A 17474-nucleotide genomic window follows, 5' to 3' on the forward strand; every position below is an offset into this window, starting at 1 on the left:
TCCTTTCTTAGTTATGAATAACACGTCTAGCCCCAATCAGATGGTCTTGCCAATAACGACTGCTTAAGTCGCCATAACCGATTGGGTCGCCTGCATGATAAAAGCGATTTCCCTCTAAATATATCGCCACATGAGTCACATATGTGCCTGCATTATAGGTTGAATGAAAGAAGATAAGGTCGCCTGCTTGGGCTTCTTCCATAGAGATTTCTTGCGTAGCGTCATACTGATCTTGGGCGACACGAGGGAGAGAAATGCCAGCTTTGTCATACACCCATTGTATTAAGCCACTACAATCAAAAGAGGTGGTAGGCGACGCCCCTCCAAAGACATAGGGAAACCCTTCGTATTTCAAGGCTTCGTCCATAATGACTTGCACGGTTTCATCATCAAATTCTGTTGGGGAAGTGTCGGTTAGGTATTGTGAAACCAACTGAACATAAAACTGATTTCCATAGTTATATCGCCAACCACCATTCACAGGTATGGCTATGGGATTGGGATAGTCTGCTTTTTGACCACCCGACTTCTCTTTAGAAAACTGTTCGGCTAATTCATAGGTATATTTTTTCCCATGACTCCTCACATAATTTAAAAAGCCACCGCCATAATTATAAGATTGGATAACAGAATCTATATCCACTCCTTGTTGTTCTGCACTGGTTAATAATTCACTGAAATATTTAACCCCTTGTTTGATGGACTCTTCGGTACTCAAACTGTTGGGCGGTAAACCCAAAGATTCGGAACTTTGCATAACATCTTCTGCTGTACCGCCCGATTCCACTTGCATAATGGCTAAGATATAAGAAACATAGTCTTCAATCCCATATTCCTTACCATATTTTTCAATCAACGGACGGTGTGCCAACACTTCTGGTGAAACGGTCACACCGCCTTGTGAAATAGAAGAATCCTTGTTGTTTTCGCCACTGTCCGTATCATCTGCAAAGAAAATGACTAGGAATAATAAGAGAAAAAAGAAGAGAGAGAAGACCACACTACAAATCACTGTTATTTTTAGCTTCATGTTTGTTGTCCTCGCTTATCCGTTCTTTTATTTAGCTTCCTCTGATTGAATTGCTTCGGTGGTGTCTTTTGTTTTTGCTCTTTTTTCAATGGTCGCTGATGATTTTCACGTTTAGTGTTTTGTGACAAAACAGGCGTGACGGTTTGCTGACGCTTGCGAACATGCTGCTGGTTATTCTGAACAGGAGATGATGGGTTTTCTTTTCGTCTTTTTTCTTTTGCTTTATCCAGCTCCAAACGCTTTTGAGCAATGTTCTTTCGTTTTTGCTCCTGCTGGTTCATACGCTGTTGTTTGCGTTGAGCTTTGGTATCTGCCATAGATTGTTTAAAGTCTGTTACATTATGAGTGACATTCTCTTTTCCTTGATGAAGGGCATATTTGACATGGGTTGGTGTCGCCTGTATCTGTTGTTTAGCCTGCTTTCTTTTATTGACTAGACGATTTTTCGTGTCCAATACATGGGCTGTCTTTTCACCTAATCGTTGCCCGATACCGCCTTGTTGCTTTTTCACATTGGAAAGTGCTGTTTCTTTCTTTGGTGTAGTCCGTTCATTTTGACGAGTATGGTTAGCTTTATTGGTTTGATTCTGCTTTGTTGTCATTGTCTTTTGCTTCGTTGACCCTGCTTTTCCACGAAAAATCTTACTCATACTGCGTTGAAATCTTCTGGTTTGTCGATTCATCATTTGACGAGGTCTGCGAAACACTTGTCTGCCCATGTTTTGAGAGTCGTTGCTTTGTAAAGAGAATAGGCTCATTAAATCGCCCAGTTTAAAATAAATCCCTGCAAAGGTCACAATTTGTAAAAACATAATCATGAAAAAGGGAGAACTTGCTGACAGCGAATAAAGCATAGTGGAAATACTAAAGGCAACGGTAATAATCAAGGTAATACCAGCCCTTGTCATAATCACATTAAATAACTTGGTAATGGCATGCCTGCCCATGCCATCAAAACTCGGCAACATACTTAATAGGAAACTGATTGGCAAAAACATAGCGAAAATAATAAATAGCACTTGCGAAAAAATCATGATTCCTGTTAGAAGGAAAACAAAAATCGAGATACCAATATTGAATACAAACAAAAAGAAGACTGTTCCTAATCTGGAAATCGTCTTCGGTAGGGTTAAATAGGTATTGTCATGATCTTCAATTTCTTCAATCACTACATTTTCTCTATCTTCACCATTGTTTGTATCTGGACTGGTAGACAATAAACTTTCCACACGTTCTTCCCCTAACGCTTCTACATCAGTGGAGCCATATTGAAGCAATAGCCATGGTTGCTTTACTTGAACAGAGAATAAGCTGTCACGTATCATGTCCACACTGTCTTTCCCTTGACTATCCGTGTTAGGAAGAACAATTTTTGTCCCAATATTCAGACTGGCGGTACTGACATCTTTGGAAAAATCATTGATTTTCGCAATATAATCGGGTGCATACGCAATAAAGGAAGCCGATAGAATAAACACCACGACAAAGTTTAAAACAGCTCGTATCACTTTCGTCGTTTCTCGCTTAACCAATCCTGTATAGGCAACATAGATTCCAACAATGAGAATAAAAAGAAGGAGGAAACCGACATAAAACCCTGAACTGGAAAAGCCATTCGGTGTAATGCCTGCAATCGTCTGCATGTTTTCGCCAATTGCTTGGGATGTTTGACTAATGAAATCTAAGGCATAGGCTTCTTTGACCAAATAGCCTGTGGCGTTGGAAAGATAAAGAGAAATCGTCCAAATGAAATTGGTAATGGCATACAGTCCATACATCACTGATTGCCCTATGCCGTCACTCCAATTCCACGGCAGCCAGCCCCAGCTATTGTCCACATAATAATCAAGCTGATAATGATTTAAACCATACTTGGAATACTCGTTGCTTGTATCAATGGTTTCATCAACTAAGCCTGTTGCTTGTACTGCATTGCCCAGCGTGCCTAATAAAAGTAAAATAACGCCCACACAAAGGAGCGTTATCCAACTATAGTGAAGAAATTTCTTTTGTTTTTGTGTCATTTTTCCCCCTCATTTCGCACAGGCGGTCTGGTATCAAAGGCATGAAGCAACTCTTCAAAAATCGGGTGAAACTGCATAACCCCTACACGACCATAGATGTCTGAAACTAAACATTGTCCATTTTCTAATTCACGTAAGCGTTTCTGATTGTTTTCATCTTCCTTGTCCACGCCAAAAAATTCTAAGGTCTTTTTGATTTCCACTAGGTCAGTGGAACGAAAGGCGAATTTCAAGCCAATATTATTCTTCATCTTTTCATCTAGTAAATCGTCGGCGTTTTGAGTAACGAAATAGACCCCTGCATTCATGGCACGCCCTGCCCGAACTAAACGCATAGATAGAGCTTTTCCTTGTGCCACTTGTAAAAAACTCCAAGCTTCATCAAGGTCAACAATTTTAAAAATGGAACGGTCAGAGTGGATAAAGTCTAAAGCAAAGGTACTAATGACAATCAGCATTGCCACACTTAATAATTCCATGGTGGTGTATTCTTCAAAAGAGCTATTGGAATCGGGTAAGACCAAATCTGCCACTTGAATAATATTGAGTTGTTTTTCCAAGCTAATGGATTGGGTGACATTGCCATCACTGAATAACAGATGGGCAAAATCATAATCGACAAAGCTTTCGATATGGTCAGCAATACTATTGCTGATGGGTGTATCTTCTTTTCGCAATTCATCAATTACCAATAACAACCCTCGTTGTTCGCTTTGAGTGACACTCCGAATCGCTTTACGCAGGACAGGAAACTTCTCGCTATCTCGGCTGGAAATGCCTGTTAAGAACGTGAGAATATCAATGGCTAGGCTTTCTGAATCTTTCGGGAGTTTTAAGATCACATAAGGGTCAAGTAACCCTTTATTGTCGTTCTCACTCGTGAGATTAACGATATTGATTTCATGGGCAATATCAGGTAAGGTTTCTTTCCATTTGCCACGTTCAGCTTTTGGGTCTACAATGATTGCCTGTCCGCCAAAGAGTACCGAATAATAGACCAGCATATTGTTAGAGAATGATTTTCCGCCACCTAATGAACCAATAAAAGCAGACGCTAACGCATTCGTCACAGAGCCTTTAATTCCTTGACTTGCAAGGCTGGGTTGGAGATAAATATTTCTGCCTGTATCGAGATTGTAACCGACGTAAATACCAGAATTTTCACCAAGCATTTGTGTAGCTCCGAAACCAAGACCAGCCAAAAAATCCGACGTGACATATTGAATATAGTCATTGATATATCGCTTGCTTGAGGGAATAAATTCATTATGCAAGCCTAGCATATCGCCAAAAGGTCGTACTAATTTGATAGACAAATCATCATAAAAATCTTTTACTTCATCACAACGTTGTTTCAACTCGTCCAGATTTTTTGCCGATACCCGTACCACATAGCTTAGTTTGTACATGGATTCTTTGGTTTGGTCTAGGTTGGTTTCTAATTCGTCGACAGATTCTAAAGCGTCCACCACATTGGTACTGGTTTCATTGTCGCTTTCCCATGCGTGACTATCCAAGTCTTTCAATTCTTTCTTTTTGTTGCGAACGGTAGACAGAGCTTTTTTATTAGCAACAATTTCAACATTCATGCTGGTATCAATCGGGAAAGTGAACTGTTGTTGCTGGTAATAAAAAATCTCACTATTGGGGAAATCCAATTCGCCGACGATACTGTTAATCGTAAAATACGCCACATAAGTGGTAGTATCTTCCTGTTCCATCCGTAAGTAGCGTTGCTTTTCTTCGATTAAACAGCGAGTGGGTTTAATAATATCGTATTTCTTTACCAACACTTTTTTATCTTCATATCGTTTGGGTAAATGGTAGTCGTAGTCATCAAAAGGAATCCCTGTTTGACCGTAAAGGTGGGCAATGATATACCCAAAATCATCTTTCCCCAATGGGCGAATGTGAAAGCGTCTGGATAATTTACTTTCTAATAACTGTTCCATTTTAGAAAAGCGTTCGATTTCTGACATAGGCATAGAAACAAAATCGCCCATCAACTTGTGATTCACGCCATGAAAGAATTCCGCAAATGCTTTTTGAATGTCTTTGCCAATATTTTTGACCGATACTTCCTGTTCATTCAGCAAGAGTTTAAAACCAATAAAAAAGCGATAGTCCACTTGATTGTCACCAATCATAGAAACTAACGCTTCGGTCTGTTCATCTATTTTTTCGTAAGCTATCTCTTTTAATCGTCCAGTGATTTCTTTTTTCGATTGTTCCTGTGTCGCTCGAATACTTGATTCGGTTGCTAGTTGCAGGGCATGAATCTTACCATCACGATTTTGGGCAATCAATTGACGGAAATTATCATGAACTTGAACTTTTTCATCGGAACTTAAAAAACTGTAATTATAGGGAATTAATTCATAATAAGCAAATACTTCGCCATCATGATTAAATACGAGATTATCTTCGATATATTTAATGGGGTGTGCCATTTAATTGTTCACTCCTTACAATCGTGATTGATTCATTCATTTTTTCTTTATTTAATCGTATTTGTTTGCCAGCATAGGTTATTTTAGGGCGTAGAGCATAGGTAATAATAGATTTTAAAAATCCATAGGGTTTCTTCCCGTCAAAGGTTTTTTGACACATGAACCAAGTGAGGACAACGGGAATCCCTAAGTATTTGAGTAGTGCTCCGTCAATCAAGGAAAGTGGTGGTAAACTGCCAAAGATTATAACGACAAACAAAGAAACGATAAACCATGTCATTTGTGTAAAGGTTATGGGAAAAGGGAGTTGTAAATCATTAATTGCATAAATCACTTTTTCTACTGACCAAATACTGGTGTAACTTCTTATTTTTTTCATGTCTTCACGTCCTTTCCGTAAAAATAGAAAAAGAGCAATCAAAATAGGTGATTGCTCTATAAAATAATAATTATTTTGTGACTTTTAATTGTTGAAAAATAGTTATTCTGAGTAAATCATCTAAAAGACAGCAGGTATGAAGTAATACCCAATTTAATCTACTGTATTCTGTATAGTCAAAATGAAAGTGTTTCATAAATTTTTGAGCGAATTTTTCTGCTTTTTCGTTAAAACCTTTGAAATCACCATGTCCGATTTTATTTCTCATTTGTCTTAATAATTTTGCTACTTCACTCGAAACCTCTCCATATTTCTTATCAAGATAAGGTATTAGTAATTTGTCAATTTCATTTGTATTCTGATTTGGTTTTAATAATACAAGTTCTAACAAAGTAAAAGTCTTTAAATAATGATTTTGATTATAACTATTATCACTATATATCCCGTTCATAATATAATCTAATTTGTAATAATCGTTTTCCGATTTTAGTATAGAATCAATTCGGTTGCCCATTTTTTTAAGTTCCGTAATGTAGTCGTCTGTAGTCCTGCACCCTTTAAAGTTTGAATCAATTCTAAAACTTAGATTTGATAATATCCTAGTATGCTCTTTAGGATTCATATTACTTGTATAAATGCAGTTCATATGAATACCATTTTGTATATCATGATTTACAAAGTTACTAAAATACATCACTTTTTCAGCGTAATCCTCTTCACAAAAACGACCATCAAAGCAATTGCTTGTCCAATCAAAAAAAGGCATATCCTGATATTCATAGTCAAAGAATAGACATATCATATTATCAACAAGGCATTGAAGACATGACTCAATAGAATCTAAATTATATTTTGTATAGTCTTCAACATTGGCGTGAACGATTTCTTTCAAATAAGATATAGAATATTCTGTTTGAAATGTTTTACCATACCTTTTCAAATTATCTGCCATGTCAACTTTTTGTTGTCGAATTTCTTGTAACATGTCTTCTATAATGCTTTCCTTCCAGTCATCAGAAACATTAGATATATATAGTTTCAATTTATCTGACAATTTTATTTTTGTTATTTTCCCATAAACATCTATTATTACCAATTGAACAATCCTCCTTAATTCAGAATGTATAAAATTATTATAGCAGTATTGCTAGTTTAGAGTAATCCATGTTAATTAGAATACTCAAATACTCCATGAGAGGTGATAAGATAATTTCCCTCTATTTCCATATCACGTCCCAAAGCTTGATAATCAATATAATTTTGTAAATTAGAAGGTACTTCACCAAGCTGTCCTGTTTCTTCCACGTAATAACGGGCGACATCTTCCATCGAATCACAATCACTATAACAATGAATATTCTCTTTGTTTTCCAGTAATTCTTCCAAGCTACTAAACCACATGCCTTGAATTTCTTTGAGTTCATTATAAATAGGTGTACCTTCGATTTCTTGAATGGCTTCACATAGACGGTTGATTTCACTAATCGGCGTGTATTCGTCCACATCAAAAGGAAGCTCAAAATCATGTATGGCGTATTCTTCGTAGTTCTCATTTAAACCGATTCTTTCTGCCATTTCTTCCTCATCAATTGGTGGAGTAAACCATGATCCAACTAATTCACCTTCATTATACCGTCCCAAATTTGCCACATAGACTTTCAATTCCAATTCTTATCACATCCTTTTTATAAAATATAGTCAAAAAAAAAGTAGCAATCAGTTAATGACGCTACTTATCAAGGTATCCGCTAATATAATCTGTAACTGTACTTGAAATACCTATTATTAGTTTTGCTTCTCTCTTTCCAATAATATTTGTATTAGGATGTGCAAGTGAATGCCTATTTCTTGCTTCATTAAGAGAGCTAATCATTCCATTTGATGACCTTATCGTTGTCTTCACTATATCAGCAAGTTCAGTAGGTTGAATTTCTTTTTCAATTAATTGTTGTATCCTACTATATAATTTAGATAGATTTTCGTCTCTAGGAACTGTAATTTCATATTTTTTTAGTATTTCAATTAAATATCCATGAAAAGCAGTGTGAACTCTGTCAAAGGCACGTTGATATTCACCATTACTCATGAAAGACTCAGCGTCTTCAATAGCTTGTGAAATCACATCACTAATTTTCAACTGACTAAAGTTAATTACTTCGTAATTCTCTGGAAGTGGTACTAAAATAGTATCCACTAATACATTATCACCTTGTTTATCATATATGGAGCTTGCTGTCTGGGTAAGCAAATCTTTATGACTTTCAAAAAAGTCTAAATCATCAAAAGGAGCTCTTATTTTAAGATAGGTGCAAAGCGTATTCCAATCCCTTTTGTATCCTTTATAATAAGTAAACTCGTTAGTCTCATCTAAAGTTACCTCTGATATTTTCATTTTAGAAACAATCTCGTTACCTCCTTCATAATAATTTGAAGAGCTCTTTCTTTCTAATGTTTTAATTAAAAGAGATTTAAATTGATCATTTGTAAACATATTCATGGATCCTTTCATAACAAAATATATACTTCCTATTTTATCATGAAAAATATCTGTTAAGCACCAATGATTCGGTTAAATAAGTTTAATAACACATCTTTCACGCCAGCTGCATTGAACACAAGTCCGACGGCGATTAAAGCAATAATCAAAAAGCCAATAAGTTTTGAAAATTCTCGTTTAAAACCTAAAAACAGTCCAATGACGACAATCGCTAACAATACCAATGACTGTGCATTATCCAAGAACCAGTTGTACAAATTCTGCCCAAAATTCATGTGATTGTCCTCCTTTCCTTAAGATATTTTTCTCGATAGTAGATATAGCTTTTTACACGCTTTAATAATTGAAAAGGAGTTAAATGCTCTCCATAAACAGTTATTCGACTGGTATAATTCTTATAAAATCTCACTTTGTAAAAATCATAGGTATAGATGGTATCACCAGCTTGCCGTTTTCCCTCAATAATGAGAGACGTATATTTCCCTGTATTTTGTATATACGCTTGAAACCCTAACTTCTTTAATTCTTCTGTTAAGAGGCTCATGTAATCAAATCCTCCATGCCTAGATGTTGTTGTTCAATTAATTTCTCATGTTTTTCTGTCAGTTTGGCTTCATGAATCATGGTGGAAATAATGGTTGTACCGTTGAGAATATCTAAAATGCTTGCGACTTTTAATGTAGGGGCGACTTGATGATGTAACCAGTTCAATGTTCGTTCAAAAGAATAAGGTTCTGGCTGTATGGTTAGGCGTAATGCTCCACGATTTTTGCCGATAAACCATTCCCAGCGTTCATTGGTTTGCCAATCACTCCGTCGCTTGGTTTCGTCCTTATCGGCAAAGCGAATATAACGATTGATAATCTCAAACGCTGTTTTTTCTGCATTTTGATGTTCCAACAAATCTTTCATGGCTTGAGTGGCTCTGTCGTTTTTCAAACGAATTTCAAAGCGATTCTTTACTTCTGCGTCTTCTAAGGCAATATCATTTTTCACGTATTGCTCATAATCTTTCTCATATATACAGAAATAGACTTCGCTTTTTAATGAGCCAATATAAAGGGTGTTTCCCATGTCCGGTTTTTCATCACGGTGAACCAATTCACCACTGCGATAATTTTTAAAGCTCCGAAAGACGGAAATACATTCTTCCTGTTTACATTTCTTTGCCAATTCTGGAATATTCAAAATCCCTGTTTTATCGTTGATGGCTAAATCCAAGCGTTTGAAAATACCTTTATGTTCCATGCAATCTTGAAAGAAACCATACCAGCTCCGATGTTGAGCCAATAGAAAGTTTTCAAATTGCCGACAGCCTTTTCCTTTCAGTTCTAATAAAACCCCTTTACTTACATCATGAGAGACTAGGACAACAATATCACCGAAACGATAGTGTTCGGGATAAGAATAATAGCCAAAGTCTTCGTGTAGCATATAATCCATATTCAAGCGTAAAACCTCACCGATAATTTGAGACACATCATTGGTAGGGAATCGAATCCGTACATAGTCGAATAACATCTCCAATGGGTTATCGGGATTGAAGCGTTCCAAAGCGTTCAGTAAATCTTCTTTCACCTGTTGAGTAGGGACTGCCTTGCCTGTTTCAATATCCGATAGGTAAGGTCTGGTAATATGAGAAGCAACCGCCAGTTTATTTTGAGAAACGCCATAAGCCAGTCGCTTTTCTTTCAATTCCTTAATCCAAATTTTTTCGTTTTCCATTCGCAAACCTCCAATCTAAAAAAGATGTAAACTATGACCCTTGAGTTTACATCTTTCCTATTTTCCGCAATTCCTTGTACCATCAACATTGGTTGATGAGAATTGCCTGTTTTCAGTTGTATTTGTGCCCCCCTGTTAGGTAGAGGGGGCTAAAGGATTGGCGTGGCTAACGCCACACCAATCAAAGCAAGTCTGAACCTGTACCTTTCACTTCGTGCGGTACAGGCTCAGATTGCTTTTTTTGAATGACTTTTCCTATTTCTCCTAAGAAATCATACCTTTTTGGTACAAGGGGTGTATAAAACTCACTAATCACACTTTTTCCTGTATCCACATAACCTCTTCCCTTGATGGGTTTTAAGAAAAATTGTTTTTGTGTATCGCTTCCAAACATCATACCGAAGCCCATTTCAGACATACGACCCAAAGCCACACGGAAGTTAAAGTTATCTCGAATACCATCACTAAAATATTTTGCGTCTGGACGCTGACAGGCAAGAATTAAAAAGAAGCCTGCTTGTCGTCCGAGCATAACAATTTGTTTGAGTTTATTCATAACTTGTGCACTATCACGACCTAACATATCCATCATCGCCACATATTCATCAAAAATCAGGAAGTTCGCAGGTAGACCAAGATACGCATAATTTTCTCCTGTTTTGTAGTTCGGGTGTTGCTTCATGGTTTCACTACGGGCAATCATATCGTCGTAAAATTGACTAATACATGCCAGCATATCGTCTTTACGGTAATAGACATTATCTATGACCGCTCCTAAGTCTGCCAAATCAGCATTTTTAGGGTCGAGAATATAAAGCTTCGCATTTGTATGCAGGAGAGATTCAATCAATGTGAGAATAAAATAGGATTTTCCACTACCCGTGCCCCCAGCAATTAACATGTGAGGGAGAGAATCAAACTCCCAATAGACCGATTCCATCAATTTGACACGTCCATCTTGAGCTACCACATCTTCAATGCCAATTCGATTGCCAATGGTGTCATAAAGTAGAACATACTCTACATAAGAATCTTTCAACGTTTTTTCCACTAATTCACAATACAAGCCTGTTTCTAGTTTGTTTTCTAAGTGCAAGAGCTGATCTTGATATTTCCCTAAAGTGATTTCTACATGAATATGGATCAGTCCATCTTTCATTCGGTAATACATTTTAGGAAAATGGCGGATTCGTTGTTTGGTTTTCTTGCTGGATAAGTCTTTAAAGAATCCCTCTGATTGAGTTTCTTCGGCTTCATACCAATGGTTTTCTAAAATCATACGAGCTAACTTTTGACGGTGCTCTAACTGTTTTATAGAATCTATGCGATAGTGATAATAGAGCCAGCTGATGAGTCCGCATACAAAAAAAGCAGTGAGAATACTGCTCCAAAAGTATGGCGTATGCAGTTGATAGAAAAATGTATCTAACTGAACTGTTTGCCAATTCACCGATTGTAACGTTCTCCAATGAAAAGGGAGTAGAACGACTAGAAAAACTATCAGCAATGAAATCAGCACAAAATGATAGACCAAGTCCTTATCGTTGGCTTTGATTCGCTTTCCTCTGTCATGAAGCAATGGCATAAAAATCCTCCTTTCCATCTATCAAAATAATTGTGTATTGTAGATACGAGCCTGTTTATCAAAAGTTGGTTGAGAAATGGCTTCATATTTCCGATAAGCGATTCGCTTTTCAAAGCGTAAATCTTTTTCTTTCGGATAATAATGACGTCGATAGAGCGTGTGTCCTAACAGTTTTTTCGCTTCTTTTGTCAACGGATAGAGATAGCGAAACATGCGTCCATTGATTTTCTCAATCCCTTTGTATTCGCAAAATGCCTGGGAAAGCCAATGCTTTTTCTCTACCTGTTCAAAACGAGCATTTTCCTCTAATAAAAGGCGAGCACTTCGAGGGTGTATCTTTTCCCATGACTGTTTATCACGATAGACACTTGTCTTGAAATACCCGCAGTAAAAGAAGTTGGACGCTTGATAGACATAGCCACATTTTCCCTCAATTCCATCTGCCAATGTATATAAAAAATGACAGTCCGTATGTTCTTTCAACCACTTAATTAGAGCTGAAAGAGCTTGACTGCCAAAATAATTGGTTTGATTCATTTCTGGAAGAAAACACATCTTTCCAATTTCTAAATAATCTGTGGTTTGAAGGGAACTGTCGGGAAAGAGTTTGCGTATGGTTTGTAGGGGTTGCGTACCCCAGCCTAATTCCACAACGCCTAATAATTTTTCTTCTGAAAAAATCCCTAGAAAGTATTTACACAATCTAGGGAGTATCTTTGAATAATGGTATTGCCGAATAAAAGAAATGGCTTCATCTTTCGGAATTTCTTTCAAAATCAATGGTGTGTTTGTCATAAGCAACACCTATTTTTCACTTTCGGACGCTTCTTTTTTATATTTCTGATGAGGTTTTGTCTGTCCTTTTAATACAAGATCGTCTGCTTTCACGTACCAATCAACGTCTGCCCCTCGAAAAGTAGCCGTCGCTACGGTATCTGCCACAGGATTGATTAATTCCACTTCTGCGTTGTAGTCAAATTCTTTCAAAGGAACAGAAGCGGGGATACTGACTTGTATCATGCGTCCTTGTCCTTTTGATTTTAAGTCATAGGTACGTTCTTTAATTTCTTCGGAAACCGAACCATCTTCATTTTGAATACGAACCTCACGACGTAAAGCGGAAAATTTCAATGTGCCAAATGTCTGGTCTTTTTCAATCACAATACCTTCTGCTAATCTCATATTTTTTCACCTTTCCTTTCTTAAGCTTTCACCATATCGTCTGCGTGCATAATGTAATTGGTAAATCCTCTATTGCCAATTTTATAACCTTCTGCGGTAATACGTGGGTTGATGAGTCTGACTTTTTCGTCGGATTCAAAATGTTTCTCGCCAGCTTCGGAGGGAAGAATGACAACAATATCATCTGCTCGTTGAATCGTTGAGTATAAATTGTAGCTACGAGAGAGAATAGTTGGTCTGCCATTGACTCGACGTTGTTCAATATTCCCTTCACCAGCATATTCTAATTGACCAAATGTTTTTTCCATATTGGGAATGACATATTTAAGTTCCATATTTTTACCTATCCTTTCTGTTTTTATGTTTGAATGAATCTTATTTGTGTGATGGTTTTAAAGGGGGGAGAGCGACCTTTTGATTCTTGATTTTTTATTTTCATAAGTTCACTTCCTTTCAAAATTGGGTAAAAAAATAGACGCTCCGTACTGAGCGTCCGATTCCTACTATATTTAAAACAACGACTACCTAGGTATTTTAAATATTATAATCAAATTCTATTTTATCTAATAATTGAGTGGGATAAAGCAAGTCTCCTTTACTCGTAAAATAACCCACCTCTGAGAAAAGAAATAAATTATTTTTTGCTCTTGAACAAATTACGTATAGTAGTTTTCTCGCTGAACTAATTCCTTTATCAGAAACATTAAAAATTTCATTCCAATGAGGAATTTTCCCGTTTAGAAGATTAATAGCGATAACAGTATCATACTCATTTCCTTTAACTTTATGTGCTGTAGTAAGTGTGATACCATCTCGAGATTTAAACATCTTCTTAAAACTAGATACACTACTAGATAATGAATTATTTTTTATCCGATCTTCTACTTCGTTAATAAAAAATAGATAGTGCTTAAAAATAGACGGGTAATTTTTCTCGTCAATATTAAGATTAACAAATATATGTTTGGTAACAAATTTGTATAAATCAACACCGTTGTCGTCTCCACTATACATTCTTTTCACACTGTTTATTAGCTGTAATAAATCTAAGTCAATAAAATAATCTTTAACTTCTATTCCAAATTCATTTTTTAATATAATTAAAATATCGTTTGCAATTAGCTTTCTTCTTCGAACCTTTTCACCTGATTCAGTAAAGTACAAAATTGCTAACTTGAAAAATAAACTATGATTATTTACCTTAATTGGTGATATATTTATAGCATCAAAATTGCAATACGGTAATTCTTTCTTTAAATACTCACCCAGTGAAAACAGAGGATAGTGTTGAGGAGCAAGTACACAAATATCTTTTTCATGAATGCCGCTTTCAATCTTTTCCTTTATTATATTTTTTATTATGTTGGGTAAATCCTCCTTAGTAACTTTGCAATCATAACTTATAAAACCACGGTCGTTTTTATTATTCCCTCTGCTTTCAATCTCGTAAGGACAACTCTGAAAATTAGAGTAGAAGTCTACTAATCTCTGATTAGACCTGTAACAGCCATGTAGCGTCTTTGATTGAAAAGTGTGACTAGTTAGCATTTCTAGTTCTTCAACTGATTTAGCTATACCATCTAATGATCCATAAATTGCTTGGTCAATATCTCCAACAAACATTGACTGAATTTGAGGGTTGTTTTGAAGTAATTTAGCTATTACATTGTATTGTAATTCTCTAGTATCTTGAAATTCATCCACATAAATCGCCCTTATATTACTAGCAATATTACGTGCAACGTTACTGTTTACAGTTAAAATTTTATACGCTACTAGTAAAATCATATCAAAATCAATTTCTTTATTTTTTTCCAACATAGTGTGATACATTTCAGAAACTTGAGTATACTGAACTTCATTAATTTTAAAATCATGAGAAAGTGACAAATCAATTTTGTTCAGTTCATACGTTTTGAGATTTAAATTCAGCATATTATTAATTTGGCTGACGTAAGCTCTTTGAGTATAATCATCAATAATTGTAAATCCTTTTGATACTCTTGAGAGATTCATTTTAAAAGGATAAATAATAAATTCAAGACAAAACTGATGTATTGTCCCCACCCAAATATTAATATCATCATCTATACTAAGTAAACTTAGGCGTTCCTTAATTTCTTCAGCAGCTCTATTAGTGTATGTGATAGCAATTATTCTTTTTAGTGATCCATCGTGTTTAATTGCTTGGTAAGCAATTTTCCTTGTAAGTACCCTTGTTTTCCCACTCCCAGGACATGCATTTACATAAAGGTTATCTTCACTTTCCACAACATCTTTTTGTTCTAAATTTAAATCATTTACGATTTTTTCGAAGATATTTGTCATTTTGAAACCTCAGCATAAAGTATTTTTGTGTAATTTTCTATCTGATTGATTAGATACACAACATCCTCATCTTTACCAAAGTACTCTAATAAAGAAATTATTGCTATATTCAAATCAGCTGTATCACTTGTTTTTAAACTAGCTGATAAAGCTGACAATTCTGTAGTTTCCTCGTACAAGTCGATTGTATGGAGTAGAATTTTTTTATAAATTGAGAGATCTACTATTTCCTGACATGCAAAAGCAATAGCATTAAGAATATACTTAGGAATTTTGATTAAAAAGTCAATTTTTTCACCTAACTCAATTGCAAACCACCCCTTACCAACATGATTGGCTAGTTTTAACATCGCTAAATTTCTTTCTAAATATTGTTCACTTTGTATTTCTTCTTTATAAGCAGTTATTGTTTTTTTATCTTTGAATGCGTCATCTATAATTGGACTGACATAAGTTAGAATATTTTCTTTATTCACATCTAAAAACTCAATTTCAAATGTTGTATTAGCATAAAAACAATTAACCCAATTGTTTTCATTAAAAAGGGAGGATAATTTTTCTTTTCTTGCTTGACCTTTCTCTTGTGCAGTGCTTTTATACAATCGATGTTCTGATGGGATTGCCTGTTCATCTAAATCAGTTACAATAGCACACTTTCTCTGTATTCTATCATCGTCAAACAAGCTAGCGATATATTCAAACGAAGTACTACCAACATTAATCAAACCTATTCCAAGTTCGTCTAAGTTTATACCAAATAATTTTTTTACTATTTGAGGAATAAGTATTTCTTCAGCATCTCCTTCAACTAAGATAACACCTTTAGAAAAAAGCAATCCATTTCTTTTAACATCTAAATATCTCTCTACTGCGTTTATTAGATTTAGATTGTTCTTTTTTAACTTTTCTTTAGCAAATGAGTTCAGATTATTTGCTGGATTCATAACGATAGATTTGCCATTAAACGATTTTAATACATTCATCCGAGATATTTCAGACACTTCAGCTAAATGTACAGAATGTGTGGTCATGAGAATCTGAGTATAGTTTTTTTGAAGATTTAATCCTTCGAACAGAGTTTTTTGAATATGATGATGAATATGAGCTTCTGGTTCTTCAATCAACATAATATTAAGTAGTTCTCTTGAACGACACGCTTCAAATTCGACTATTTTCAAAGCTAAATAAATCATATTTAGATGTCCTAACCCTAGTAAGTCTAAGTCGATATTTTGTTCTGGCTTCATTGAAAGAAATTTTGCTAAAGAACCCATATCATCTGACATAGTTGAGGAAAGAAGAAGATTAGGAGAATACACTGAACCAATTATGCTATTTAGTTGCCGATTAATATTTTCGCCAATTTTCCTAATTTCAGGAACACTGGTAATAGTCTCATTTAATTGCTGTATAATTGTTTTTAATGACTCAACATTATCTGATGATATTTTTGATTCAATTGTTTCCATGATTCTTTTGACAGGGTTTCGATTGTTTTTCATTTCTCTAAGAACATCTCGAAGAGCGTCAACATAAACAACCGAAATATGCTTGAAAATATCTGACATGTCAATTCTTGAGCCCAAAAGAGCTTCATCGTCTTCTTCAGGATTACTAGCTATATTGTCATTGAGTCTTCCTACCAATTTATCATAATTTTCATTGATACAGAAATTTAGATTTGATTTAGATGTGTAGTAAAATTCATAGTCGGATAGACGAATAGAATTTCTAAATTCGTTAAATTGATGAGAGTCTAATTCAGTGGAAATATCAAATAATTGCTTTCTAATAGCTTTGTTAGGTCTAATAAATAGAGAAATACTACCTACACCTTTATCTGCATTTGAAATCAATTCTTCTAAGATTGTTTGACTTTCAGAATTTAAAGAAATGGAAGCACAAATCTCATTGTCAAATTCTTCTTCGCTGATTCCTTCAAATGTCGCAGAGATAATAATCCAATGCCCTTGCCACCCATTTTGAATTCCATGAAAAAAATCTGATTCTTTCAGTGTTTTACTACTATAGTAATAACTATCATCTAATAAGATTCTCAATGCAGTAAGAGCATTGGTTTTCCCTGAATCATTCTCACCTATAATAGTATTTGTCTCATTATCGAATCGAAAGATTTCGGATTCATAATTTCTAAAATTTCGAATTTGAAGAGTAGATATAAACATAAGCAGATCTCCTAACTATTTAATTAATATGATTATATAGTAAGTTTATCATAAATTATGTTAGTAAAAGTTCTCATTATAAGGGAGC

15 protein-coding genes are annotated in these 17474 nt (G+C 35.2%); all 15 read right to left on the bottom strand.

Annotation, left to right across the window (positions count from 1 at the left end; all coding sequences use genetic code 11):
- Window positions 1–7: 7 nt before the first annotated feature.
- Window positions 8–1030, bottom strand: a complete 1023-nt coding sequence (locus UF10_RS00345; RefSeq protein ID WP_000768374.1) for a bifunctional lytic transglycosylase/C40 family peptidase — start codon at window positions 1028–1030, stop codon at window positions 8–10.
- Window positions 1027–3054 (bottom strand): CD3337/EF1877 family mobilome membrane protein, encoded by a 2028-nt coding sequence (locus tag UF10_RS00350; RefSeq protein WP_106775879.1) that lies wholly within the window; start codon window positions 3052–3054, stop codon window positions 1027–1029. Before UF10_RS00350 ends, UF10_RS00345 begins: the two co-directional genes overlap by 4 nt.
- A complete protein-coding gene (tcpF, locus tag UF10_RS00355; RefSeq protein WP_000941001.1) occupies window positions 3051–5504 on the bottom strand; it encodes a conjugal transfer ATPase TcpF in 2454 nt (817 codons plus the stop codon). Before tcpF ends, UF10_RS00350 begins: the two co-directional genes overlap by 4 nt.
- Window positions 5488–5883 carry a conjugal transfer protein gene (locus tag UF10_RS00360; protein WP_000723886.1) on the bottom strand — a complete coding sequence of 132 codons (396 nt, stop codon included), beginning with the start codon at window positions 5881–5883 and terminating at the stop codon, window positions 5488–5490. Before UF10_RS00360 ends, tcpF begins: the two co-directional genes overlap by 17 nt.
- A 70-nt stretch (window positions 5884–5953) precedes the next feature.
- On the bottom strand, window positions 5954–6979 hold the full coding sequence (locus tag UF10_RS00365; protein WP_000234705.1) for a hypothetical protein: 1026 nt from the start codon (window positions 6977–6979) through the stop codon (window positions 5954–5956).
- Between the two features lie 71 nt (window positions 6980–7050).
- Entirely contained in the window at window positions 7051–7551 is a 501-nt protein-coding gene (locus UF10_RS00370) for an antirestriction protein ArdA (RefSeq protein WP_106775880.1), read from the bottom strand.
- Window positions 7552–7612: 61 nt separating this feature from the next.
- A complete protein-coding gene (locus UF10_RS00375; RefSeq protein WP_000678782.1) occupies window positions 7613–8392 on the bottom strand; it encodes an abortive infection family protein in 780 nt (259 codons plus the stop codon).
- A gap of 41 nt (window positions 8393–8433) precedes the next feature.
- The gene (locus UF10_RS00380) at window positions 8434–8655 is read right to left on the bottom strand and encodes a hypothetical protein (protein ID WP_001009054.1); all 222 of its coding nucleotides are present in this window, start codon (window positions 8653–8655) and stop codon (window positions 8434–8436) included.
- Window positions 8656–8920: 265 nt separating this feature from the next.
- The gene (gene mobT, locus UF10_RS00390; RefSeq protein ID WP_002388719.1) at window positions 8921–10105 is read right to left on the bottom strand and encodes a MobT family relaxase; all 1185 of its coding nucleotides are present in this window, start codon (window positions 10103–10105) and stop codon (window positions 8921–8923) included.
- A 181-nt stretch (window positions 10106–10286) separates the two neighbouring features.
- On the bottom strand, window positions 10287–11690 hold the full coding sequence (locus UF10_RS00395; protein WP_001130247.1) for an FtsK/SpoIIIE domain-containing protein: 1404 nt from the start codon (window positions 11688–11690) through the stop codon (window positions 10287–10289).
- A 21-nt stretch (window positions 11691–11711) separates the two neighbouring features.
- Window positions 11712–12485, bottom strand: a complete 774-nt coding sequence (locus tag UF10_RS00400) for a Mom family adenine methylcarbamoylation protein (RefSeq protein ID WP_000185760.1) — start codon at window positions 12483–12485, stop codon at window positions 11712–11714.
- Between the two features lie 9 nt (window positions 12486–12494).
- Window positions 12495–12872 carry a YdcP family protein gene (locus UF10_RS00405; protein ID WP_001234189.1) on the bottom strand — a complete coding sequence of 126 codons (378 nt, stop codon included), beginning with the start codon at window positions 12870–12872 and terminating at the stop codon, window positions 12495–12497.
- Between the two features lie 20 nt (window positions 12873–12892).
- Window positions 12893–13207, bottom strand: coding sequence for a YdcP family protein (locus UF10_RS00410; protein WP_000421280.1), 315 nt, complete (start codon window positions 13205–13207; stop codon window positions 12893–12895).
- Between the two features lie 199 nt (window positions 13208–13406).
- Complete coding sequence (locus UF10_RS00415) at window positions 13407–15200, bottom strand: ATP-dependent helicase (RefSeq protein ID WP_000181735.1); 1794 nt, start codon at window positions 15198–15200, stop codon at window positions 13407–13409.
- Window positions 15197–17386 (bottom strand): ATP-dependent nuclease, encoded by a 2190-nt coding sequence (locus UF10_RS00420; protein WP_000470931.1) that lies wholly within the window; start codon window positions 17384–17386, stop codon window positions 15197–15199. Before UF10_RS00420 ends, UF10_RS00415 begins: the two co-directional genes overlap by 4 nt.
- Window positions 17387–17474 lie beyond the last annotated feature (88 nt).

Origin of the sequence: Peptostreptococcus russellii, from assembly GCF_003012055.1 — a bacterium.
Taxonomy (GTDB): Bacteria; Bacillota; Clostridia; order Peptostreptococcales; family Peptostreptococcaceae; genus Peptostreptococcus; species Peptostreptococcus russellii.